At 55.0% G+C, this 23344-nt stretch carries 23 protein-coding genes; 9 read left to right on the top strand and 14 right to left on the bottom strand.

What is annotated here, in order from left to right:
* Positions 1–231: 231 nt before the first annotated feature.
* From HHO50_RS18530 to HHO50_RS18540, 3 genes are all read right to left on the bottom strand, one after another.
* Positions 232–1299, bottom strand: coding sequence for a replication initiation protein (locus HHO50_RS18530; protein WP_123128130.1), 1068 nt, complete (start codon positions 1297–1299; stop codon positions 232–234).
* A complete protein-coding gene (locus HHO50_RS18535) occupies positions 1286–1915 on the bottom strand; it encodes a recombinase family protein (protein WP_181308277.1) in 630 nt (209 codons plus the stop codon). Before HHO50_RS18535 ends, HHO50_RS18530 begins: the two co-directional genes overlap by 14 nt.
* 259 nt (positions 1916–2174) lie before the next feature.
* Positions 2175–2357 carry a hypothetical protein gene (locus HHO50_RS18540; RefSeq protein WP_181308279.1) on the bottom strand — a complete coding sequence of 61 codons (183 nt, stop codon included), beginning with the start codon at positions 2355–2357 and terminating at the stop codon, positions 2175–2177.
* Between the two features lie 456 nt (positions 2358–2813).
* On the opposite strand from HHO50_RS18540, the gene HHO50_RS18545 reads away from it, so the two are divergent.
* Both HHO50_RS18545 and HHO50_RS18550 read left to right on the top strand, forming a co-directional pair.
* Complete coding sequence (locus HHO50_RS18545) at positions 2814–3767, top strand: ribokinase (protein WP_181308281.1); 954 nt, start codon at positions 2814–2816, stop codon at positions 3765–3767.
* A complete protein-coding gene (locus HHO50_RS18550) occupies positions 3767–6097 on the top strand; it encodes a glycoside hydrolase family 65 protein (protein WP_255478818.1) in 2331 nt (776 codons plus the stop codon). The genes HHO50_RS18545 and HHO50_RS18550 overlap by 1 nt, the downstream gene beginning before the upstream one ends.
* Before the next feature lie 300 nt (positions 6098–6397).
* Here HHO50_RS18550 and HHO50_RS18555 read toward each other — a convergent pair whose 3' ends face one another.
* On the bottom strand, positions 6398–6910 hold the full coding sequence (locus tag HHO50_RS18555) for a hypothetical protein (protein ID WP_181308285.1): 513 nt from the start codon (positions 6908–6910) through the stop codon (positions 6398–6400).
* Between the two features lie 215 nt (positions 6911–7125).
* Here HHO50_RS18555 and HHO50_RS18560 point away from each other — a divergent pair, with 215 nt between their 5' ends.
* Entirely contained in the window at positions 7126–7365 is a 240-nt protein-coding gene (locus HHO50_RS18560) for a copper chaperone (protein WP_181308287.1), read from the top strand.
* A gap of 160 nt (positions 7366–7525) precedes the next feature.
* Here HHO50_RS18560 and HHO50_RS18565 read toward each other — a convergent pair whose 3' ends face one another.
* On the bottom strand, positions 7526–8533 hold the full coding sequence (locus tag HHO50_RS18565) for an SMP-30/gluconolactonase/LRE family protein (protein WP_181308289.1): 1008 nt from the start codon (positions 8531–8533) through the stop codon (positions 7526–7528).
* A 515-nt stretch (positions 8534–9048) separates the two neighbouring features.
* Between HHO50_RS18565 and HHO50_RS18570 the strand changes: the two genes are divergently transcribed.
* On the top strand, positions 9049–10164 hold the full coding sequence (locus HHO50_RS18570; RefSeq protein ID WP_181308290.1) for an SDR family oxidoreductase: 1116 nt from the start codon (positions 9049–9051) through the stop codon (positions 10162–10164).
* A 150-nt stretch (positions 10165–10314) separates the two neighbouring features.
* Here the strand turns inward: HHO50_RS18570 and HHO50_RS18575 are convergent, their stop codons facing one another.
* The 5 genes from HHO50_RS18575 to HHO50_RS18595 all read right to left on the bottom strand — a co-directional run bounded on the left by HHO50_RS18575 (position 10315) and on the right by HHO50_RS18595 (position 14390).
* On the bottom strand, positions 10315–11178 hold the full coding sequence (locus HHO50_RS18575) for an SDR family NAD(P)-dependent oxidoreductase (protein WP_181308292.1): 864 nt from the start codon (positions 11176–11178) through the stop codon (positions 10315–10317).
* A gap of 297 nt (positions 11179–11475) precedes the next feature.
* A complete protein-coding gene (locus HHO50_RS18580; RefSeq protein ID WP_181308294.1) occupies positions 11476–12633 on the bottom strand; it encodes a zinc-dependent alcohol dehydrogenase in 1158 nt (385 codons plus the stop codon).
* 311 nt (positions 12634–12944) lie between these two features.
* Entirely contained in the window at positions 12945–13532 is a 588-nt protein-coding gene (locus tag HHO50_RS18585) for a flavodoxin family protein (RefSeq protein WP_181308296.1), read from the bottom strand.
* 94 nt (positions 13533–13626) lie between these two features.
* Positions 13627–14076, bottom strand: coding sequence for a hypothetical protein (locus tag HHO50_RS18590; protein WP_181308298.1), 450 nt, complete (start codon positions 14074–14076; stop codon positions 13627–13629).
* 26 nt (positions 14077–14102) lie between these two features.
* Positions 14103–14390 carry a hypothetical protein gene (locus HHO50_RS18595; protein WP_181308300.1) on the bottom strand — a complete coding sequence of 96 codons (288 nt, stop codon included), beginning with the start codon at positions 14388–14390 and terminating at the stop codon, positions 14103–14105.
* Positions 14391–14678: 288 nt separating this feature from the next.
* Here HHO50_RS18595 and HHO50_RS18600 point away from each other — a divergent pair, with 288 nt between their 5' ends.
* From HHO50_RS18600 to HHO50_RS18610, 3 genes are all read left to right on the top strand, one after another.
* The gene (locus HHO50_RS18600; RefSeq protein WP_181308302.1) at positions 14679–15314 is read left to right on the top strand and encodes a protein-L-isoaspartate(D-aspartate) O-methyltransferase; all 636 of its coding nucleotides are present in this window, start codon (positions 14679–14681) and stop codon (positions 15312–15314) included.
* Between the two features lie 103 nt (positions 15315–15417).
* Positions 15418–16311 carry a cyanophycinase gene (locus HHO50_RS18605; protein ID WP_181308304.1) on the top strand — a complete coding sequence of 298 codons (894 nt, stop codon included), beginning with the start codon at positions 15418–15420 and terminating at the stop codon, positions 16309–16311.
* 177 nt (positions 16312–16488) lie between these two features.
* On the top strand, positions 16489–17574 hold the full coding sequence (locus HHO50_RS18610) for an AI-2E family transporter (protein WP_181308306.1): 1086 nt from the start codon (positions 16489–16491) through the stop codon (positions 17572–17574).
* 102 nt (positions 17575–17676) lie between these two features.
* On the opposite strand, the gene HHO50_RS18615 is transcribed toward HHO50_RS18610, so the two are convergent.
* Positions 17677–18684, bottom strand: coding sequence for an SDR family oxidoreductase (locus tag HHO50_RS18615; RefSeq protein ID WP_181308308.1), 1008 nt, complete (start codon positions 18682–18684; stop codon positions 17677–17679).
* Between the two features lie 157 nt (positions 18685–18841).
* Positions 18842–19999, bottom strand: a complete 1158-nt coding sequence (locus HHO50_RS18620) for an alpha/beta hydrolase (RefSeq protein ID WP_219921586.1) — start codon at positions 19997–19999, stop codon at positions 18842–18844.
* A 427-nt stretch (positions 20000–20426) separates the two neighbouring features.
* Here HHO50_RS18620 and HHO50_RS18625 point away from each other — a divergent pair, with 427 nt between their 5' ends.
* Positions 20427–21491: a PAS domain-containing sensor histidine kinase gene (locus HHO50_RS18625; RefSeq protein ID WP_255478816.1), complete on the top strand. Its 1065-nt coding sequence runs from the start codon at positions 20427–20429 to the stop codon at positions 21489–21491.
* 300 nt (positions 21492–21791) lie between these two features.
* The gene (locus tag HHO50_RS18630; RefSeq protein WP_181308312.1) at positions 21792–22100 is read left to right on the top strand and encodes a hypothetical protein; all 309 of its coding nucleotides are present in this window, start codon (positions 21792–21794) and stop codon (positions 22098–22100) included.
* Between the two features lie 241 nt (positions 22101–22341).
* Here the strand turns inward: HHO50_RS18630 and HHO50_RS18635 are convergent, their stop codons facing one another.
* Together HHO50_RS18635 and HHO50_RS18640 are read right to left on the bottom strand one after the other, a co-directional pair.
* Complete coding sequence (locus HHO50_RS18635; protein WP_181308314.1) at positions 22342–22626, bottom strand: hypothetical protein; 285 nt, start codon at positions 22624–22626, stop codon at positions 22342–22344.
* 128 nt (positions 22627–22754) lie between these two features.
* On the bottom strand, positions 22755–23267 hold the full coding sequence (locus HHO50_RS18640) for a JAB domain-containing protein (RefSeq protein ID WP_181308317.1): 513 nt from the start codon (positions 23265–23267) through the stop codon (positions 22755–22757).
* Positions 23268–23344: the final 77 nt, after the last annotated feature.

Consider the following 23344-nt stretch of genomic DNA (forward strand, 5'->3'; position numbering starts at 1 on the left):
GGGGACAAAAAGGTAACATTCCTTCCTTTCCAGGCACTTTGGGGGACAAAAAGGCAACTTTAGAACGCTCCTGTGGACGGATTTAAAGGAAAAGAGAAAGGCTGGGAAGGCTCTGGCCAGCTCTGAGACCATGGCCAGAGTCTACTTTTGAAGGCATAATCAGCATCGGGGACAAAAAGGCAACTTTTCCAATTAGGAAACCTCGTTCTTTCCAGGAAAGGGAAAGGATGCCTACTCTAGCATGATCGCTTCCGTCTCCACATCTTCACTTTCGAAAAAGGCCGCTACCTCGTTCTGCAGGGCTTTCAGCACGTAATCAGCCACATTCTTTACCTTGGCCGTATCGATGGACCCGGTCAGCATGGCGGCTTTGGTGTGGAGCGGGTTGATGGTCTCCTCGTTGAGGATCATATACAACGCCTTCAGGTGGTGGTCCTTGAATTGGTGGTGCGTCTTGCACCAGTTGATCAGCTGGTCGCTTTTCGCATCATAGATCTTCCGCTCCTGCTCGGTCATGATCTTGATGATCTTAAAGTTGAGGTGGGTGACCTCTTTCCCTTTTTTCTCCACCTCCGCCATTTCAAACCAGCAATCCGCCTTCTCAAACAGTTCATCGTAAGCCGGCTTGATCACCCGCTTGTACAGGTCTTTGTACTCGGCATACCGGTCCCCGATGCCAAGCATCTTCCGGAAGTCCGCATACGGGATCCGCAGGCCACCCTTCCGTTTCCAGCTGCTGATGAGGATGTAGATCCGAAACGTATACTTGTTGTTGGACTGGTTCACGATCTCGTACATGAACTTGGACCAGCCTGGTTTGGTGTCCAGGAGATACTTGGCAATGGGTTTCTCGATTTCGATGATGACTTCCCGGGAATACTTCTCCTTCGGGATGTAGGCCGTGAACAGGCCCTTGACCACCCAGTACTCTTTGCCCGATTCCGGGTCCCGGGCATCCAGCTCCACGGGAATGGCGGCGATCTTGCGCATCGCCATCTTGAGTTCATTGTATTTATCGGGGGTTACCCCGAACTTCTTGATGGGAATGGTCAAGCGGATGCTGTCACCCTTGCTGCGCTGGAACAGGTTCAGTTGCTCTACCTCCTTGCCTTGGATCACCTCTTCCATGTGGCCCTGCAATTCCACCAGGATCGACAGGAAGACCCGGAGCTGCAGGACGGTAAAGTCATACCCCATCTTGGTGACCTTGTTGGGCTGCTTGATCCAGGTCATGGTATCCGGCAGTTTCACCACCCCCGTCCTTTTGTTGCCCTTGCCTTTCTTATCAACTGTTGACATATGCCGTGCCCTTTGTGTTGGTGGTAGACTTTTCCCAGCCCTTAATTTCGATTCCCTCCAGCCGGAGGTATTTGTAGATGGTAGCGGTGCTGCGGATCTGCAGCGCCTCCTGGATCTCCGTGATGGTGCTGCCCGCCTTGTAAAGCTTGGACGCGCTGGAGGCCTTCCGTTTGGCCTTCTCTGACAAGCCGGGGGTACGCCCCCCCTTTCTCCCCCGTGCCCGGGCCGAGGCGAGGCCTGGGGAGGTGTCCTCCTTGATCCAGTCAGCCTGCAGCTCGGCCAGGGAGGCGAACATGCGGAAAATGAAGCGACCCATGCTGGAGCTGGTGTCGATGGCATCCGTCAAACTGACCAGGTCAATGCCCCTTTCCTCCAGCTCCCCCATCAGCTTGATGAGGTGGTTGAAGTTCCGGCCCAAACGGTTGAGTTTGTAGATGACCAACTGGTCCCCCTTCCGGAGTACTTTTAGCAACTGGGTCAGCTCGGGCCGGTCTGCCTTGCGCCCGGTGACCTTCTCCTGGAAGATCTGCTCACAGCCGTATTTCTCCAGGGCATCTACCTGCCGGTCCAACTTTTGGTCTACCGTGGAGACGCGCGCGTACCCTATCTTTGCCATTTTTCAAGAAACTCAATAAAGTCCCAATATATGAAATTTGTTTAAACAAAAGGCAATCCTGAAAGGGAAAACCGGGGGTTTATGGTGGGGTCAGGGGAAGAACCGGATTTTCATTTATACGATCGTTTAAATGAAAATCTGAACAGATGTAAACTGGAATAATAGGTAGGTAAATCTTCAAGGCTGCACACGATACAAATATCCTCTACTTAGCAACTAGAGGATATGGAAGAAACCCGCTGATGGGTTCCAACTACGGTTAGTGGTTTTGATACTCCAAGGGGGAGCTCACCCCTTCGTAAAGCAAAAGCTTACCGGTAACTGATGCCAAGAAGCCATGTTCTAGACTTTTAACTGGAGTCCGCTTGTTCGCCCGTTCACCAGGCTGATGATGTTTTTTTTTGCGGCGGCGGTCCTTGGCGTTTTTACTGAAATCCGCCATACATATTTTTTCCCCTAGTAAGGCTGCTGGCAGTGCATCCGACTGTAGAACAGCAGGTCTGTGATACCGAGCCGCCCCATGCTACGACGATAAACTAGCAGTGTCCGCTTGCATAATGACATGCTTGATATGGTACTAGGGCGCAAGCTTAGACCCTAAGAAGACATTCCCCGGGGACATTGAATATCTTAATTATCGCAGTCCATCGTATTCCGCAGTACGGCTAAGTCCAAGATACTGGCTAGGGTTCTGGATTAACGTCCAACGACATCAGGAAGGGAACAGGTGCTTCTAGAACGAGTATCCGAAATCAACCTAAAACCAAGGCAAAGGCCTTTATGAACATAAGCGCTGAAATATCCGTAGCAGTTGCTAGTGCAACCGTGTTTGGCTTTCCGAGGGAATACAAAGATCAGTCACCCCCAAATTAAGCAAGATGCTTTTTAAAATGCTTTTATGGCTCAAGGCACAATAATTTCACTGGGTAGCGTCAACGCAGATTTCCAGGTCCGGGTAGATGAGAAGCCGGGGAATACGACCACCCTGCTAGGGCATGACTTCCTGCGGCTCAGCGGAGGGAAAGGAGCTAACGTGGCCTTTTTGGCTTGTCATTTGGGGGCTTCCGCCTCCCTGATCGCGCACGTGGGCGATGATGACCTGCAGGAGCAGGCCTTAAGGCCACTCCGGGAGAAGGGAATTGACTTAGAAGGGGTAAAATCCGTTAAAAACCAACCTACCGGGGTATCCATGATCGCTGTTTCCCCAGACGGGAAGAAACAGATCATACTGGCTCCCAATGCCAACGATGTTTGGGAAGAGAGCGACGCGGACGGGGTGCAGGAGGCCCTTGAGCAGGCACCGGAGGGATCAGTCCTGGTGGTGGATTACGAGGTAGCCGCTTTCATCGTGGTGAGAGCCATCAAGGCCGCCAAAAAAAGGAACTTCCCGGTCATCCTTGACCCCTCGCCCTACGACCGGGTAGACCGGAAACTCCTCTCCCAGGTCGATTACCTGGTACCTGACGACTCCGAGACAGAAGGCCTAACCGGTATTCTGCCAGACTCCGTGGAAAACGCAAAAAAGGCCGCCTTGAAATTAAGGGAGGAGGGCGTGGCCAATGTGCTGGTAAAGATGAAGGACGGGGGCTGCGTGGCGGCAACGAAGGAATTTATCCTGCACATTCCCCCTGTTCCGGCGGAAGCGGTAGACACCACCGGGGCCGGCGATGCCTTTGCGGGGGCGCTCTCTGTTGCGGTGCTGGAGAATCGCCCCTTAAAGGAGGCGGCCTGCTTTGCCTCCTCCGCTTCCTTGGCGGCTATCACGGGGTATGGCTCCCAGCCAGCTTATCCCAACAGGGAGCAGATAGGTCACTATTTTGACCAGGTTTTCGGAAAAATCCAGGAGCTTTGATGGGCATTGACAAGAAATCGGTAAATGCCTGGTGCATCCATTTTGACCACTATGATCCCGAGGACGAAGGGCGCCGCGAGTCCCTCCTGGCTCTTGGCAACGGGTTATTGGTGTCCAGGGCCGCGGCTCCGGAGTCCAAAGATGATCCGATCCACTATCCGGGTACGTACCTGGTGGGCTGCTACAACGAGCTGACCACCCATATCCAGGGAAAGGACGTGCGGAACGAATCCATGGTGAACCTGCCCAACTGGTTGCCCCTTTCCTTTAAGGTGAACGGCGGCGATTGGTTCTCTCTGGAGAAAGTCACCATACAGACCTACAGCCAAACCCTGGACCTACAGCAGAGTCTGCTCACCCGGCAAGTGCTATTCACTGATGGCCAAGGACAAGAGACCTTGCTGAACGAGCGTCGGTTCGTGAGCATGGCTGACCCTCATCTGATGGGGTTGGCCCTTGAAGTAACCGCCAAGAATTGGACAGGCACCCTCGAGGTGGCCTCTGGCTTAGACGGGCGTGTCTTCAACAACAAGGTGAAAAGGTACTCTCCCTACAACCGGCACCACCTGCAGGTCTCTCATGCCGGGGTCTGGGGCGAGGACGGCATGGAGCTTCTCTCCAGCACTTCCCAATCCAAGACCACCATTGCTCTGGCCGCCCGCACGCAGGTACGGAAAGGTGAGTTGCAGGCGGACCTTACTCGGGAAGAGAAATTGGAGCCTGACCAAGTGTTCACCTATTACCAGGTACCTCTGGAAGAAGGTGAATGTGTGGCCATCGAGAAAATAGCCGCTCTTTACTCTTCCCTCAACTACCCCCCGGAGGAATGCCGGCCCAAAGCCTGCAAGTCTCTCCAGCTGGCATCCGGGTTTGAAAAGCTGTTGGAGGCCCATACAAAGGCTTGGGAGCATCTCTGGCGCAAATGCCAGTTCGAGACAGAGGACCAGCAGCAACTGCGTTTCTTCCGGCTGCATATCTTCCAGATCCTGCAGAACTTCTCCCCGCATACGGTGGGGATTGATGCCGGGGTGGCCCCCAGCGGCTGGCAGGGCGAGGAGTACAACGGGCAGGTGTTCTGGGATGAGTTATTTGTGTTTCCGTTCCTCACGTTCCATTTTCCGGAATCCGCCCGCTCCCTGCTGCGGTACCGCTACCGGAGGCTAGGGGCCGCCAGGCAGATGGCCCAACAGGACGGCTATGCGGGGGCCATGTTTCCCTGGCGCAGCGCCAGCGACGGGCATGAGGAAACACCCTCTTTCCAGCTGAACCTGCTTTCCGGCCGTTGGATGGAAGACCATACCTGCCTACAGCGCCACATCGGGGCCATCATCGCCTACAACGTCTGGTACTACGTGCAGGTCACCGGGGATGAGGAGTTCCTGGCGGAGTGCGGGGCCGAGCTGTTTCTGGAGATCGCCCGCTTCTGGGCCAGTATCGCCCAACTCAACCCAGCCACAGGAAGGTACGAGATCCATGGGGTGGCCGGTCCGGATGAGTACCACACCCTGCACCCGCAGACCCAGAAACCGGGCCTAAGCAACAACACCTACACCAATGTGATGGCGGTTTGGGTGCTCAGCCAAGCCGAGCCACTCCTGGGGCAACTCCCTCCCAACCGCCAGCAGGAGTTGCAGGATAAGCTGAAGCTTACCCCTGAAGAGTTTGAGTTGTGGGACACCATCAGCCGAAAGATGCGCATCGTTTTTAACCCAGACGGTACCCTATGTCAATTTGAGGGGTTTGATCAGCTTAGGGAATTTGACATTGAGGAATTTAGAGTAAAGCACGGGAAGGAGCGGCTGGATTGGGCGCTGGAAGCAATGGGAGATTCGGTGCAGCGGTACCGGGTAGCCAAACAGGCGGACACGCCCCTGCTCCTGTATCTTTTCAGCCCCGCGGAGGTAATCTCATTGCTGGACCAGCTAGGCTATCATATGGACGAGGACTTACTGCTGCGCACGTTGGAGCGGCATCTTTCTTTCACCTCGCACGAGTCCACCCTTTCCAGGGTGGTGTACGCGGGCGCCTATGCCCATTTTGACTTGGCCACTTCCTGGGACTTCTTTTGGGAGGCGCAGCAGGTGGATTGGTCCCCGGAGGACAAAGGCACCGCCGAAGGCATCCACTTGGGGCCCATGGGCGGCACGCTGGCTGTTCTGCAGCACCATTACCTAGGCTGGAAAGTGCGAGCGGAGGAATTGGAGGCAAACCCTTCCTTGCCTGATTCCCTTGCTTGGGTAAACTTTTCGGTGTGCTTCAGGAACAGCGACCTTTTGTGTAAGGCTGTCAATAGCGACGGACATTCCCTCTTTTTGGGCAGGCAGGCCTAAGGAAAAATCCTTGGCGGATGGCAATTGAGCGGCAAGGATTTAATTCTGCTATCAATCCTCTCCGTATCCCTTTACCAGGAAGTTCTCGGAGCAGAACCGATTCAGGGCATACATATAGGCCTCGTAGAAGCTCCCGAACCCGCTAATGGCAGTACCGTCTTTCACGACATAAAACCGGGGTGAGGTACTTTTCGGTCTTCTCTTCATCTAGGTTTTGGAATAAATTGTTTGCAAGGGACAGGTGCGGGGGCATTGGGGTAGACGTGAAACGTAGGGCAAGGTTTCACACTTATTTTACGTTTACCGTTCCCCGAGTCTTCTGACGCTACTATCCAACAGCGAGACGAAGAACTTGAACTGGGGAAGGGAGAAAGGCTCTCCTTGGGAGAGCCGGCCCAGACCAAAGATTACGGCTTTGGATTCAAACTCCTCAAAGAGGATGCTCAGCAAAGCCAGGTGGTTCCGCTCCGCCTCTCCCTCCGGGGAGAATTCATAGGGCGAAAGGTCCCGGACGGTGATTCTCTTGACAGGATCGGCCAGGCTCTGAACCCAGAGGGTCCGCTCCACATACAGCCTCCTCTCGTCCAGGGTAAGGCGGATTCCCGGCTGGGCCTTGGTGATGCGAAGATACTTCTCCAAAGCGTCCGGGGGCAGGTTACGCTGCGGATCATCAAAGAGCCCGAAGGCCATCCCCAGGATGTTCTCGCTCAGGCCATCGTACCTTTCCGCCTCCACCTCCAGCTCCAAGGCCAGGGCCCAGAGAGCCAGGCTGATCTCTTCCACTTTTCGCATACTTATCTTTTTCTTTACCAAGGATTTACAACTCATAATCGTATGAAGATGTTTCACCACGGCTTCAAATACAGGGTAAATTCTAGGAGGTATTTGTACCTCATTCCAATACATTAGAACAGCTGAGTAGCTCTTCAACCTACTTCCATTCTAAAAACCTAGGCTTACACAACATCCTTCCGCAAGCAACCATAGCGCCTGTTCCAAGTAAAAGACTAAACACCAACACCAAAACGATGGAACTACTGAAATTCAAAACCAACATCGGCCAGGAGGATGAGATAGGCAAAGTCGCTCCTTACCTGGATAGGGTAGCGGAGGTTAGCAAATGGAAGGTGGACACCGAAACAGAGGATAATATACTGAGCGTCTCAGGCGACAACCTGGATCCCCAGAAAGTCAAGAACGCCGTGGGGGAAGCCGGGTTCAGTGCCGAGCTGCTCCGGGTGCTGGGCATTGGCGGGGAGGAGTTATGATCTGAACGGTCGAATTTTTACCTATAAAGAAAACCGTCTGCCTATAGAAGCAAGAATTGCATAGGCAGACGGTTTGTTTATGAAGGCACTGCTAGGGTACTATGTCCTGTTTTCGGCATTTCAAGAAAATCAGCCCTATAACAGAAAAGTGGCTTTATAATCAGCTTTGACTTTCCGCCAAGGGTACCCTGAAGATATGGAAGTCCAGCCCCGAGATGTCGCCCACCGCCTCATGGATGCGCGAGGTGGTGAAGTAGAAATTGTCGTGCTGGTCTATGGTGAAGGTGTCGGGCCACTTCACTTCTTTCCCTTCCACCAAGGTCCTCAGCTCACCATCCGGGGTGCGGCACATGATCGCGTTCTTTTCAAGGTCACCTAAATAGAGGTTTCCGTGCCGGTCAAAAATCATTCCGTCCGGGGCCGTTGTCTTGCCCAGGTTCTCCACCTGTGAGGCCAGGGCAGCGGCATCCAAAGACGTATCATTCAAGGCCGCGGCAGGAACCCGGTACAGCGTATAGCCGGTAAGGGCATGATAGTAGAGGTACGTTCTGTCATTGGAAAGCGCGATGCCGTCTGCGTGCATGCTTGGCTTCTCACCGTCTTTCACCCAACGCTCGCCCTCCACGGTTAGCCACACGTCCTCTGATTTGGTAGAGGGATGGTCGTCCAGCAGGCGGCGAGGCACGCCGGTTTCCAGGTCCAGCACAATGATGGCCCCTATTCCAGACTCAGTGATGTAGATCTTGCCCGCCTCCCGGTCAATGCGCAGGTCGTTGAGGTAAGACTTCTCCGGCGCGATGGCTTTGTCAAAGGCCCAGTTGTTTTTAAGTGTGTTGGACTCCAGGTCAAACTCGTAGAGCATGGCGTTGCCCACCACCCCCTTCATCATGGGGCTGGCCGGGTCCAATACAAAAAGGGAGTCTCCGTTCGCCACTACCGACTGCACGCAAGTGAAGGTGTTGGGCTCCGGCTGTCCGTGCCAGGCGTTCCAGGCCTCATCCGGGTAGGCTCGGTATTGGCCATTCGCTTGTACTTCCACCACGGAGAATGGGATATCGTTGTGCCACCGGGGGAAGTTGGCGAACAGTCTTCCCGTCTGGCTGATGGTGACGCCCGTTATTTGGGCTCCTTTGAAGGTGGCTATGTTGGTGAGGTTAGCAGTGGCCATGGTTTGCTTTGAAGGTCCTTGCAATATTACTTATCAGGATAGAAAATGGTTATGGGCGTCCAGCCTAAGCGAGCAATATCTTTCAATTAAGTGATAAAAGAGCATCGTTTATGGCTTAGGTGTAGACGGTAAATATCAATCAACAGACATTCTGAGTTGGGCCCACAGTAGAAATCCCCCTATCACCAGAATCAAAGCCATACCCAAATCAAATAATAATTCCATCATCCTTACCTTAAGTACATATCATACGGGACTTGTAGGAAAAGTCATTGGATTACCCTTCTATTTCTGACCTAATTGCTTCATAGAAGTATAGGAATTATCCACAGTATCCGCTTTGTGTCCCAACAGAAATTTAGCGGAAGATATCGCTACAGGCATAGGCTGGGGAAAAGGCAAGTTTCTGTTTTCCATTGGGATAGATGTCAAGCACCTTGAATCTTAAGCCCTTACCATACGTAGAACTTTTCTCAGAGCATTTAGCAAGAATCTACACATTTTATCCAGAAAGCATGAAATATTCACTGAAGCCGCTCAATGAGCAGGTGATCGTCATTACAGGGGCCTCCAGCGGCATAGGGCTGGCAACCGCCAAGGCCGCGGCAAAGAAAGGTGCTGCCGTTATACTGGTAGCCCGCAACCGCGAGGCCCTGATCGGCATTGAGCAGCAGATCAGGGACGAAGGCGGCAAGGCCTTCCACTGCGTGGCTGACGTAGGCCGCAAGGAGGAACTGCAGTGGGCCGCGGATGTGGCCATCCGGGAATGCGGCGGCTTTGACACCTGGGTGAACGATGCCGGGGTATCCATCTACGGCCGGTTGGACGAGGTGACGGATGAAGACAACCGCCGCCTGTTTGACACCAACTTCTGGGGCGTGGTTTATGGCTCCCAGATAGCCGCCCAGCACCTGAAAACCAAGGGAGGTGCCATCATCAACGTGGGCAGCGAACTGTCAGACATGGCCATTCCCCTGCAAGGCATGTACTCAGCCAGCAAGCATGCCGTGAAAGGTTTCACCGATGCCCTGCGTGTGGAACTGATGGAAGACGAAGCCCCGGTTTCCGTCACCCTTATCAAGCCCGCCGGGATAGACTCCCCCTACCCTCAGCACGCCAGAAACTACACTGACCGGGAACTGACGCTGCCTGCCCCGGTCTATACACCTGAGGAGGTGGCCAACGCCATCCTGCACGCCGCCGTACACCCGCACCGCGACATCATGGTAGGAGGCGGCGGGAAGGCGATGAGCGCCCTCAACAAACGGTTCCCCGCCGCTATGGACTGGATAAGTTCCAAGATGATGTCGGGTGAGCAAGTACGCGAAGAGCCAGCCAAGCACCGGGAAGGCTCCCTGCACCAGCCAACTACCGGTGGCGAAGTACGTGGAAACCACCAGGGCTACGTTATGAAGACAAGCCTTTACACCCGGGCCAAACTACACCCGGTGGCAACCGGGGCGATTGTTGCCGCTGCCGGCGCTGCCGCTTTCGCTTTGCTGAACCAGTCAAAAAAGAACGGAAAAAGAAATGGCTACACGGCCAGTAATCAGAACCTTGCTGGGCAGAGTCCTATAGACCAAGACCTGGATATCCAAAGAACCGTCATCATCAGGGAGGTAGACCTGTAATACAACTTGCTTTAAAGAGAAAACGAGTGCCTCCGGCGTACGTTAAGATACCGGAGACACTCGTTTTTTTTTTACCTTTTAGATGTATTGCGCCTGAAAATCAAAATTTTCAAGGCACATTGAATCAGTGACGAGACACTTTGCTTTCTATCACTTGCGGATAGAGGTATGACCATCTTTGGAGTGGTTCAGGTCCAGCTCACCCTCCGGTGCCTGCGTGAAGGAAGAATCTGCTTCCTCTCCGGCCGGTCCCTTGGCGATGGTGATACCGCCGTCCACCATATAGAGAGCCCCGGTCACAAAGGAGGCCTCCTCTGAGGCCAGGAACAGGTACACGTTGGCTACCTCTTCGGGAGTTCCCCGGCGGCCCGTCAGGTTAGCCTGCTTGTTCAGCTTCTCCATCTTGGCGTCCATGGGGCCCAGTTCCTTGTGGGTCCAGGCGGTGTCAATGGGTCCGGGTCCAACCACGTTGCAGCGCACCCCGTAGGCCGCCTGCTCTGCCGCCAAGCCCTTTGTGAACGCGATTACAAACCCCTTGGTGCCTCCGTAGGGCGCGTTCTGCGGTATGCCCAGCAACCCCGCCTCTGACCCGGCCGAGACAATGTTGCCTTTGGTTTTCTGCAGTTGGGGCAGGGCGGCTTTGGACATCAGGAAGGTGGACTTGACGTTGTTCTTCATCATATAATCGAAGGACTCTTCCGAGTAGTCGGTCAGGTAATTTGTTTCCACGAAGACCCCGGCATTGTTGATGAGGATGTCCAGCTTACCGTATTGCTTCACCGCCAGGTCCACGCAGCTCTGGGCCACCGGCCACAGGGAAAGGTCCCCAGTGAAATGGATGGCCGTTCCGCCTTGCTCCATGATCTCTTTGGCGACTGCCTCTACCGGATCATCGGGTAGCCCGGCCACTACTACACTCGCCCCTTCTTTCGCGAATTTCTTGCAGATGGCCTCGCCAATTCCGGCTCCGCCGCCGGTCACGATGGCTACTTTTCCTTCTAATCTGTTTCCCATTACAGTACTTTTTGGATGTTTTGTGTGAGTCTTTCCCTCCTACCAACCCGCTAAGGTTTACGGGAAAACCTCCTAATGTTTTCAGCCCAGTTTTGAGTATTCAGCCCTAAAATGAATCTACATACTTTTGTTGAGGACCATTGGAGACTGAATGGTTTGCCAATCAGTAGTGGTTTTCTTAGCGGAGATACAGGAAGGCAAGAAGAAACCAGCCCTAAACCACTGGTTTGTTTCAGGGCTGGTTTTAGAAAATGACACGCTTTCATGAATTGCGAAACGGCGACTTAGCCTCCCCCATCAAGGTTTTAAAACGACCTTCACGCAGTTGTCTTCCTTTTTCTTGAAGATATCGTAGCCGTGCGGGGCATCTACTAGCGGCATAGTATGCGTGATGATATCGTCCAGCCTTACTTTCCCGTCCACCACCAGTTGCATGAGGTGGTCTATGTAGTGCTGCACCGGAGCCTGGGTCCCCATGAGGGTAACGCCTTTGTCAAACCAGCGGTAGATAGGGAAGTTGTCGAACGGGGAGCCGTAGACGCCCACCACGCTCACCACCCCGGCTCTCCTGACTGCCCGCAGGCACGTCTCCAGCACCTTGGGCGTCCCCTTCTCCAGGTTGATGACCGCCTTGGCTTTTTCCAGAATCGTTCTGTCCGCCTCCATGCCTACGGCATCAATGCACACATCTGCTCCACGGCCTTCGGTGATGCTCCTGATGTATTCCACCACCTGGTCTTCGCTCTCCCACAGCAATGTCTCTGAGTTAGCCGATTGGCGGGCCATGTCCAGGCGGTATTGCTGAATATCGATGTTGATGACCCTACCCGCACCCATGAGCCAAGCCGACTTGGCGGCCATGATGCCCACCGGGCCGGCCCCGAAGACGGCCACTGTCTCGCCGCCCCTGATGCGGCCCCAGTCCGCCGCGGCCCAACCGGTGGGGAAGATATCCGTCAGGAACAGCACCTGCTCATCGGTGAGGCCCTCCGGAACCTTGCGCGGCCCGAAGTCTGAGTAAGGCACCCGCACATACTCCGCCTGCCCGCCCGCGATTCCCCCGTACAGGTCCGTGTAGCCGAACAGGGCAGCCCCTTTCTGGTCCATGAAGCCCCCGTCTGGCCCATATTTACTGTTGGAGTTCTCGCACTGGGTTGGCCAGCTGTTGCTGCAGAAAAAGCAGTGGCCGCAGGCGATGGGGAAAGGAACCACCACTCGGTCGCCTTTCCTGAGGTTCGTCACGCCACTGCCTACCTCCTCCACGATTCCCATGAACTCATGCCCCAAGACCATGTCTTCCATCTGGGGAACGAAGCCGTCGTAGATGTGGAGGTCAGACCCGCAGATGGCGGTGGAGGTGACCCGAATGATGGAGTCGCGGGGATCTTCAATGATTGGGTCTGGAACGTTGTCTACGCTTACGTCACCGATTTTGTGAAACACGAGTGCTTTCATAAAGAATGGGGTAAAATGATATAATATCCTTTTAATATGAATTATACCTTTTACAGGCTTCACCACCCTTTAGTTGTAATTTTAAGCACAAAAAAGCGTACTAAATCTCAGGCCGATGCGGAAGGGCAGAAATAAAGAAAGAAGAAAGTGGCTAGAGTAATACAGAAAGGCATCTGGACTACTAATTCGCCTTTTATGATTGGACATCCCTGGCTTGTGGGTCATATGCCACTCTCCTGGTTTATCGGGTGTTTTATAGATACTAACGGAAAACGACAGCTTCCCTCTCGGAGCAAAGGGTGAGTAATTTGTCAGTGCTTCTTTTCTGCGTACCGCATCAATTGCCTCACCATGGTATCAGCTGTCTGCAGGTAATCCTTCTCATACTTCTGGTTCAGTTCTTCCTTTGTGGTATCTGCCCCTTTCTTCTGTTTCTCCCAAAGTACAGATAGGGAGGCATAGGGAGGTAGAACTAAGCCTACGGCATTGAAGAAATTGGCAACGCCGGCAATCACATGCTGCGCCCCATCTGAGTCACCGGTGACAACAATCCCCCCAGCTTTCCCCTCCAACTTAGATTTTTGCCCTTTGAGTATCTCGTCGTGCAACTCGTCAAGCCGCTCAATCACCCGCTGGATCTCAGAAGAGTAGTTGCTCCACCAGATGGGGGTGGCGAAAACGAGGATGTCGGCCGCAAGTACCTTCCCCAGTATCGCCGGCCACTCGTCCCCTGCCCCCATTTCGCTTTTAGTCCCGGGAAGGATTCTGTAGTTAACCAGCTTTATGATATTGCAGGTTATACCGTGTGCCTTGAACCGTTGCGAGAGGAACTCTGACAGTGTCTCCGTATTTGAAAGACCTTCTTTCTTCAATGTCCCAAGTAGTATCAGTGCTTTCATGTTAAGTCAGTATTTTAAATAAAACTTGCCTTTGATTCTTAGCGGCTTGGCCTAGGGGGGTGAAACCTTGTTGTTCCTAAACCTAGGGGGATGCCTAATGTGAAGTAGTCGTAAAAATGAAAAGCAGGAATTTAATTTCCTCCAAGCTTCTGAAACCATGCGGATAATGGCCATTCCCTCTGGTCATTTCCTGGAACTCGCCAAACAGGGCCTTGAGCCTTTCCAGTACAACCTTATCATTGGGACCACTCAGCAGGAAGTTGAGACGAGGCATCGCTTTTACGATTAGCTCCTTTTTTCCTAATAATTCGGACACCACCAACTCTCCTTCCATTAGGAAGGAGTCTTTCAAAACCTCAACCCTGATGCGCGGCTTGATGTGATACCTATCAATGCCTTCCGGCATATTAGAGACTCCATTCTGCATCAAATGGTTAGCTATGGCAATTATCCGGTTTGTGGCCGAGTTGAATTTCACCTGCTCCGCCTCCAGCTCCTCTGCCAGGTCATGCAGCGCCACACGGATCGCTTCCAGTTTCTTCATACGTTTATCCCTTTAGGTTAACGGGACTATGAGAACAGGATATACCACGCCAGCCAACCCAGGCTGACGGACCTCCTCAACCGTTCTTTAGGCGCAAGGTTCTGCCGGTTGGGCAGGAAGAAGAACAGCAGCCCCAAGGTTGTCCCCTTCAGGAACAGCTCAAGCAGGGCCTCGCCGGTCCCTTGCCCTTCGGCCAGGGAGGAGAGGGTGAACGCGGGGTACCTTGCCTCCACCAGTCGGTTTGCGATCAGCAGAGGATAGAGTAGGAAAACACTGTACCACCGCAGGCCATAATACTGTACTATTTCTTTCACGCCTAATTAGTTACGGACTTCTCTCATTCCGGTTGACTGGGTGTAACACCACTCCTCTTACCAGTGGCTAATCCATAGGTTGGAAAACAGGGTACTTGCACGTAAAATTCAGGGTTAATACGTACTCTAGCCTAACCACTCCCCCTAATTGCCTCCTTGGCGCTTTCTACGCAGGTTTACTGCCGTAACTGGCAACTCCGGCTGTCCCTTTCAATTGCCCTTGTACCCAACTCCCCCACAACCAAAACGGGCGAAGCAGGGTAGCATAGGTAAAAACTTTCTACCCCTATGGGAACAAGCAAGCAGGAAATGATGGAAAGGCACCTCATAGACAGGGGCATCTCTGACCCCAGGGTGCTGCAGGCCATGTGGGAGGTGGACCGCAGCCTGTTCGTGCCCGAGGAGATCCGGCAGCAGTCCTATGAAGACAAGGCCCTGCCCATCGGAATGGGGCAAACCATCAGCCAGCCCTACATCGTAGCCTACATGGCGCAGGCCATGGGGCTGGGGCCGGAGGACGTGGTACTGGAGGTAGGCACCGGGTGTGGCTACAACGCGGCAGTCCTGGCCCGAATCGTCTCACGCGTCTACAGCATAGAAGTCATCGAATGGCTGGCCCGCCTGGCACCGGAAAACCTGACGAGATCCGGCACCGGGAACGTCACTACCCGCCAGGGCGATGGGTACCTGGGCTGGCCCGAGGCGGCCCCGTTTGACGCCATCATGCTCACCGCGGCCCCGCCCGTTATCCCGAAGCCCCTGACGCAACAACTCAAAATCGGGGGCAGGCTGTTGGCACCGGTCGGCACCAACCTACAGCGGCTGGTCATGCTGGTCAGGGCAAGGGAAAACTACTTCGTGGAGAAAGAGCTTATGCCCGTAAAGTTCGTTCCAATGACCGGGGAGGCGCAAAGGAGGCACTGACCTCAAAGACATCCTTCCCATAATACCTTTTAGAGACACAATTCTTAAAGTATGGATGTAGTACACTACATCCATACTTGGCAAACCTTAAAACTCACAACTAATGGCTAAGGAAAAAAGAGAAGTAATCCCTAACTCACAGGCAACCCGGGTGATTCCCCAGGGCAGGCTGCTCATCATTGGCGGAAAGGAGGACAAAGGGGACACGCCCGAAAGGGAGAAGGAGCATAACGTAAACTTCATCAGCGAGCAGATCCTGAAGCGGTTCGTGGAGGAACTGAAGGGCGAAAATCCCTTGGTGGTGGTGATCCCGACGGCTTCCCGAATCCCGGAGGAAACCGCCCAGGACTATCTGGATGTGTTCCAGAGCCTGGGGGCCAAGAATGTGCAGGTGGCGGATATCCGCACCCGTCCCGATGCCAACAAACCCGAGTATGTGGAACTGATAAGGCAAGCGGCCGGCATCATGTTCACCGGCGGCGACCAGCTCCGCCTCACCGCCATCTTCGGCGGCTCTGAGATGCTGGTGGCCATGAAGGAGCATTATGCGTTCACCCAGGTGATCATCGCCGGGACCAGCGCCGGCGCCACGGCCATGTCCACGCCCATGATCTACGAGGGAGAGTCTGAGGGCGGCTACATCAAAGGTGACGTGCGGGTCACCACCGGACTGGAGTTCCTCAAGAACGTGGCCATTGACACCCACTTCCTGACAAGGGGCCGCATTGTGCGCCTTACCCAGGCTATCTGCACCAACCCCGAGTGCATCGGGATAGGTCTGGAGGAGGACACGGCCATCTTCGTGACCCAAGGGGGAAACGTGGAGGTGGTGGGCAGCGGCCTGGTGACGGTGGTGGACGGGATGGGCATCACGGAGACCAACATCTACGACATTGGCAACGGACAGCCTTTCACGGCCAAGGGCCTGCGGATGCACATGCTGGGTAATGGAGATGAGTACGTGGTTCCTTCCTATAAAAGGTTCCAGCTGCAGTAAGCCTTTGCAGCTTTTAGGCTAATTCTTAAAAAGAAGGCCTATAGCAGAGACCCCATTACCGCTGTCACTCTCTTCAGGGATATGCCTGGAAGAGTTCAGAGGGTTTCTTCATTGAAAATGGAAAGGGGTTGCATTCAATAGTAGTATCTATATTTCCCATAACGTGATTTACATTAAATGAACAACGTCTCCATCTACCGCGCCAACGCAGTACTGCTTCTGGGCATACTGACCATCGTAGCCTTATACTACGGCAAGGTCTTTTTTATTCCGTTGGCCTTTGCCATCATTTTCGCCATGCTCATGACTCCGGTGAGTCGCTGGCTGGAGGCAAGGGGCGTGGGCCGCATACCCGCCACCCTTCTCTGCATCCTTATCATACTGCTGTTTATTGCCGGCATCTTGTTAATCATCTCTCTGCAGGCCGCCAGTTTTTCCGAGGATTTGCCTCAGATACAAAGCAAACTGCAGCAGACTCTCGGCCAGGTGCAGCAATGGATTCAGCAGCGGTACGGAGTGGCGCCCCAGGAGCAGATCACCTTTGTCCAGGAGCAGATCTCCAAGTTCTCCCAGTCCGCAAACAAGTTCCTGACCACGGCGGTGAAAGGCGCCATGGGCCTCATCACTTCCTTTGCCCTCATCATCCTTTACCTTTTCTTTCTGATGTGGAAACGGGAGAAGTACGAGGCCTTTTTCCTGAAGGTCTTCTCTGGGGAGGAAAAGCCGGTGACCAGGGAGACCCTGCAGCAGATCACCAAGGTGGCGGCGCAGTACTTGGTGGGAAGGCTCATCTCCATGGCCTTTTTGGCCGTTTGCTACGCCATCGGGTTCTCCATCATCGGCGTGAAAAACGCCTTGCTCATCAGCCTCATCGCGGTGCTGCCCACCATCATTCCGTATGTTGGTTCCATCATCGGCGGTATTTTCCCCATCTTGATGGCGTTTGTGAGCGGGTCCACCGGTATGGTGATCCCGGTGGTCTGCGTCATAGTGGCGGCCCAGGTCATTGACAACAACTTGATTGAGCCCATTGTCATGGGAAACAAGCTCAACATAAGTCCAATCATGACCATTTTCGCCATTGTGCTGGGGGAGCTGATCTGGGGCATCCCCGGCATGATCCTGTTTGAGCCTCTTTTTGCCATCATCCGGATCGTGTGTGACCATGTCCCCAAACTGCACCCTTATGGGTTCCTGCTGGAGGATGATGTGGAAGAGCCTAAGTGGATTGAAAAGATAAAGCAGGTATTCTCCAAAGGATAGAGGTAAACCAGGTTTGAAAGCAAGTTGCCAAGTATCCCATACACCCAATAGTTATGGAATACTTGGCAACTTGCTTTTTTAGTTAAAATCCGATTTAAAAACTTACGGCTGCCCGCTTCCGCCTCCCGCACCATAGACCTGGCCAGTGGCGTAGCTGGCGTCACTGGCGGCCAATTGCACGTAGATGGAGGCAAGCTCCACCGGCTGACCGGGTCGGCCCAGCGGGGTGTCGCCCCCGAACTTCTTCAGCTTCTCCTGGGTTGCCCCACCGCTGACCTGCAGGGGCGTCCAGATGGGTCCGGGGGCCACCCCATTCACTCGGATCCCTTTCGGCCCGAGTTGTTTGGCCAGGGACTTCACGTAGCTCATGTTGGCGGCCTTCGTCTGGGCGTAGTCATGCAGCTCTGCCGACGGGTCGTAGGCCTGCTCGGAGGTGGTGCAGATGATGGCGGCCCCGGGCCTCAGGTGCGGCAGGGCGGCCTTGGTGATCCAGAAAGGCGCGTACACGTTGGTCTTCATGGTCCGGTCAAACTGATCGGAGGTAATGTCCAGGATGGAAGGCTGGGTCTGTTGCAGGGCCGCGTTGTTGACCAGGATGTCCAGGCCGCCCAGGCCTTTCACGGCCTCCTCCACCAGCCGCTTGCAAAAGGCCTCGGTCTGTATGTCCCCCGGGATGGCGATGGCTTTGCGGCCCTCGGCTTTGATGAGCGCGATGACTTCCCGGGCGTCCGGCTCCTCGGCGGGCAGGTAGTTGATGGCCACGTCCGCGCCCTCCCGGGCGTAGGCGATGGCGGCGGCCCGCCCCATGCCCGAGTCCCCGCCCGTGATCAGAGCCTTGCGGCCCTTCAGGCGCCCTGACCCTTTGTAGCTCTTCTCGCCGTGGTCCGGGCGCGGGTCCATCTGGCTGGCCAGCCCCGGCCAAGGCTGTGACTGCGCCTTGAAGGGGGGCTTGGGGTATTTGGTGGTGGGGTCCTCCATTTTGTCGGGGGCCGCTTCTGCCCCGAAGGGGGATGCCTGGCCGGAAAGGACCGGCCCGACAGTGGCCAGGGCCAGCCCGGCCCCCAGCCCGCCGATCGCCTTGCGCCGGCTCAGCATACTTTTATCTTCCATGTCTGTGAAATCTTTGAAAAAATGTTCTGGTAAAGTTTTTTCCTGCAATATGATGATGGACGGTGCTGCCCACCCTAGCCGCTGGGGAACCCCAATGAAGTCCCTTCCTTCTGGAGAATACCCCATTGGGGTTCCCTAAGCACGTCTAACCGGGCTTCTACATCCCGAAGGCTTTCCTCAGCTCGTCAGCCGCCATCTTCTGGGCTTCCCTCGCCTCCGGGACCACGGTGGCCATCCCGAAGAACTCGTGGGTCACACCCTCATATACTTTGGAGGAGACATTGATGCCGGCAGCCCTCAGCTTGGCGGCGTACAACTGTCCTTCGCTCAGCAGCGGATCAATCTCGGCGTTGATCACGGTGGCGGCAGGGAGCCCGTTCACGCTCGCCACGTCCACCAGGGAGATCCAGGGAGTGTTACCATCGGCGGGGGTTCTGAGGTAATGCATGAAGAACCACTCCATCAACGGCTTGCTCAGGGGCTTGGCGCTCGCGTACTGGATATAGGAAGGGGTGTTGGTGTCATTGTTGGCGATGGGGTACACCAGCAGCTGATGCACCGGCAGGGGAACATTGTTGTCACGGGCCATGATGCTGACGGCGGAGGCAAGGTTGCCCCCGGCGCTCTCCCCGGCTACGGCTATCTTGGCGGGGTTGATGTTGAGCATGGCTGCGTTCTGCCTTACCCACATATACGCGGCATAGGAGTCGTTGTGGGCGGTGGGGTACTTGAACTCGGGGCCTTTGCGGTACTCGACGGAGACCACCACGGCCCCCACCTGCTCGGCCAGGGCGCGCGCCGAGGCATCATACGTGTCGATGGTGGCGATCACCCATCCGCCGCCGTGGTAATAGACGATTCCGGGCAGGGTGCCGGTCGCGTTCTTGGGGCGGTAGCTGCGCACGTGGATGGTCCCGCCCTGCACCGGCACCTTGTAACCCATGGTGTCTGACATGGAGGCGGGCATGGGAATATTGTACTCGTCCATCACGGCCTTCACCGCGTCGGTGGGCGAGGGGGCCATGCGGGCCTGCTGCGGGGAAAGGGTGTGCAGGGGCACGCCGTTGGAGAGCGAGTCGAGCTTCTCGATCACGCGCAGCATCTCGGGCTTGATGGTGGGGCCCCAGTCTGGCTGCGGTCCTTTGGGGGTGATGCCGGAGGCCGTGCCCTCGTCATCATCGTCGCAGGCGGTAAAGACTAGACCTATTACTAAAAACAGACTGATTCGGCGCAACCAGTTGGTTAGAGATAGAGGTTTATGGGAGTTAGGCCTTGGGAGGGAGGAAATGTCTTTTTGGTCAACGTTAATCTTCATGGTTTCTAGGGTTCTTTGATAAGTACAAATAATAGGTATAACAGGTTTTTACCTGAAAGCCCGACAGAAGTTTCCTATATTCAGTGATTCCTTGATTTACCGTATTTGTACCTAGGGACAAATACCCTGCCCGTCTAACCTGGCTTTGCGGAGGCGGAAACCCAAGAAAGTATCCAAGGCAGGGAGAAATCCTATATGGATTCATTGCTATAAAGCACCTAGGGCACAAGGTTTCTTTCTCCCAGCACTGATCCCAGGGCTGATCCATTCAGGCTTTCCGGCGCTGGCACGAAGGGTAAAGGGAGCCCGGCGGCTTCCTTTCGGTCCGGGTCCCAGACGTGGCGCCGTTTGAACCCTTTCCCCGCCTACGCTGTATAGAGGTCAGGAGCGGCCCATGGGATAACAGCGTTTCTACGGACGCATGCCCTTGAGCACCCCTGAACCCGGCTTTCTGGATTCCCTGGCCGCGGAAAGCGATCAGGTTTTCTTCTCTTTCAGCATCCCTGAGCAACGGCTCACCTACCTCAACCCAGCCTTCGAGCGGGTATGGCAGCAGACCCGCCAAAGCGTGGCCAGCAGCCCGGAGGCCCTGCTGAAGGCGGTCCACCCCGAGGACCAAGCGCACGTGCGGGAGATCTTCCAGGACCTGCTCCAAGGAAAGATCATCCCCGATGTCGAGTTCCGCATCCGCCTGCGGGGCGGCACGGAGAAGTGGGTCTGCGTCTGGCCCAGGATCCTGGAGGATCACTCCGCGGTCGTGGGGCTGGCCAGCGACATCACTGACCAGAAGCGCTACAACGACACGCTCAAGAAGTTCTCCGACAAGAAGAACTCCATCCTCAACATCCTCTCCCACGATCTGGCTGGCCCCCTGGGCATGATCCACAGCCTCTCCCAGATGCTGGGGGACGGCAAGGAGGAGGACGCCCGGGAGATCATCGGCATCATCGAAAAAAGCAGCCGCCAGGGCATGCAGCTGATTCAGGACTTCATCAAGCAGGAGTTCCTGGAGTCTTCCGAGGTAAAGCTGATCAAGCGCCGGGTAGACCTGGCCCAGGCCATCCGGGAATGTATGGAGGAGTACCGGCAGACCCAAGGGATGACGGGCAAGAACTTCCGCTTTCACGCCTCCCCCGAGAAGGTCTACCTAGAGGTGGACGACACCAAGCTCATGCAGGTCGTCAACAACCTCCTCTCCAACGCTCTCAAGTTCACCCCGGACGGCGGGCAGATCACTGTGTCGCTGGAGGAGCGGGAAGACTCGGTGCTGGTCACCGTGGCCGACACGGGCGTGGGCATCCCCGAGAAATACCACCACACCCTCTTCGACAAATTCACCCGGGCAAGGCGGCCCGGCATCAAGGGGGAGCCGTCCGTGGGCCTGGGCATGTCCATCATCAGGACCATCGTGGAATGGCACGGGGGCAGCATCCGATTTGAGAGCGAGGAAAACAAAGGCACCACTTTCTTCATTGAGCTGCCCAAGGGGTAGGCGGGCCCGGACTTCTGGCAGGTTGGAGGGTTGGTCAGGGAAGCGCAGGTAGGGCATGCCCGTCTCCGGCGTGATTTCGCAGGTATTTTCCCTAAGCAGGAAATACCATACCCATAGGTAAACACTTAATTATCAGTTTAAACACGGCATGTCAGGCAGCCCTGAAACCTAACGCACGCCCTGGGGTATGACCAAGTATTAGTTTACCGTTTTCATAACAGTTTGTGTCAGCCCCTTATCCGCCCGCGCTCTGGGGGAATTCAAATGGCCGCACACCCCTTAAAGGTGTGCGGTTTTCTTTTGCGGCTTGTCCCTTATGGTTCAGGACCGCTAGGCGGAGGGCTCCCCCGGGCCGGGCAGCCGTGGTTCAGACCTGGGGTGGAGGGGCTGGCGGCACAGCCCCTCCACCCGCAAGACCCCGCTTCGGGTCAGCGACACGTAATCTTGATGGGCGGAGACCTGGATGAGTCTCCCCTTAAGGTGGGACTGGTGGGGAGCCAATTCCTGCTCGCCCATGCCAAGGGAGGCGCGCACCTCCACCGCCTGGACCGGGAAACCATGGGGCATTTCCGGCAACGGCACCTGGGCATAGACTACACTCAGAACTAAATCCTTCACTTTTCCTCCTTTAGTACTTGTACGGAAGATAAGATCCGTATTTTAACCTAATATACCAGAGGACTAGAAAGTTATGCGGGTATGAATAGGGAAAAGAGACTACTTGCCTCCGGGGGAAACCTTAAAACCATAATAGACAGAACTTATAAGAAGTGATAGGCATGCAAAATCAATCCTAAGAAAAAGGAGGGAATAGACCTCCTGAACCCAGAGCACCGTCCACTACCGAACCTCAATCCTCCGGTCCGCTGCCCGGTTTCGTTCCGCCATGGCCTACTCCGTTGCCGGTGACCGTGATATATTTCAGGTAGGGCTCAAGGTTACGCAGGGTCCGGAAGCCCCGCACCTCCCGGACCTCGTTCCTTTCCCCATCATAGAGCACCTCCGCGTAGAAGGTACCCATGTGGTATAGGTTGCCCCTCTCTGCACAGGAGGCCAGGAACTCCCCCTCTCGGAAGACCGACGCGGCCCGTTCCCCCTGCCCCTGTCGGAGGAAATCATACAAGGTAAGTGGCATCGTCTTTGTTTTTCAGTGGATACGGCTTTCCCATATGTCCTATTTGGAGAAAAGTATAAAAGAAATGGGTATAACGAAACCCAAAGAAGCCCCCGCCGTCAGGCGGGCGGCCCCCTGCAGTCTGCGTTTTAAAGCTCCCCATCGTCGGCAAAGGAGTAAAAGGAATCCACGGTCAGGATGATATGGTCCAACACGGCGATGTCCATCTGGGCGGCGGCCTCCCTCACCCTTTTGGTCATGGCCTTGTCTGCCGCGCTTGGTTGGGTGTTTCCGCTGGGATGGTTGTGACCCAGGATGATCGCGCTGGCGCAGCAGAGAAGGGAGGCGGCCAAGATGAGCTTTATATCCACCACCGTGCCCGAGACGCCCCCGGTCGAGACCTCATACTCCCCCAGTACCCGGTTGTTCCGGTTGAGCAGCAGTACCTTGAACTGCTCCACAAACTCGATTTTGTTTGTCTCCCAGTTTTCTCGGAAGGCGGCGGCGCAGTCCTCCGAGCAGGTGATTCTTCTTAATCCGGTGATAGGCTTCCCGACCCGGTAGGACAGTTCTATCTGCGGAACCCCCACCAGTTCCTCTTCTAAGCTGTTAAGTTGTTCGCCTTTTGCGCGGTCGAATTCCGCTAATAATGAAAGTTGCATAAGAAGTTCTTTTTGAGTGCTGTCCCTTGATCGGTCACGTCTAATAATATATACGTTTCGTATAAAAATAAGATACT

It is taken from the genome of Rufibacter sp. XAAS-G3-1, from assembly GCF_013623775.1.
GTDB lineage: Bacteria > Bacteroidota > Bacteroidia > Cytophagales > Hymenobacteraceae > Nibribacter.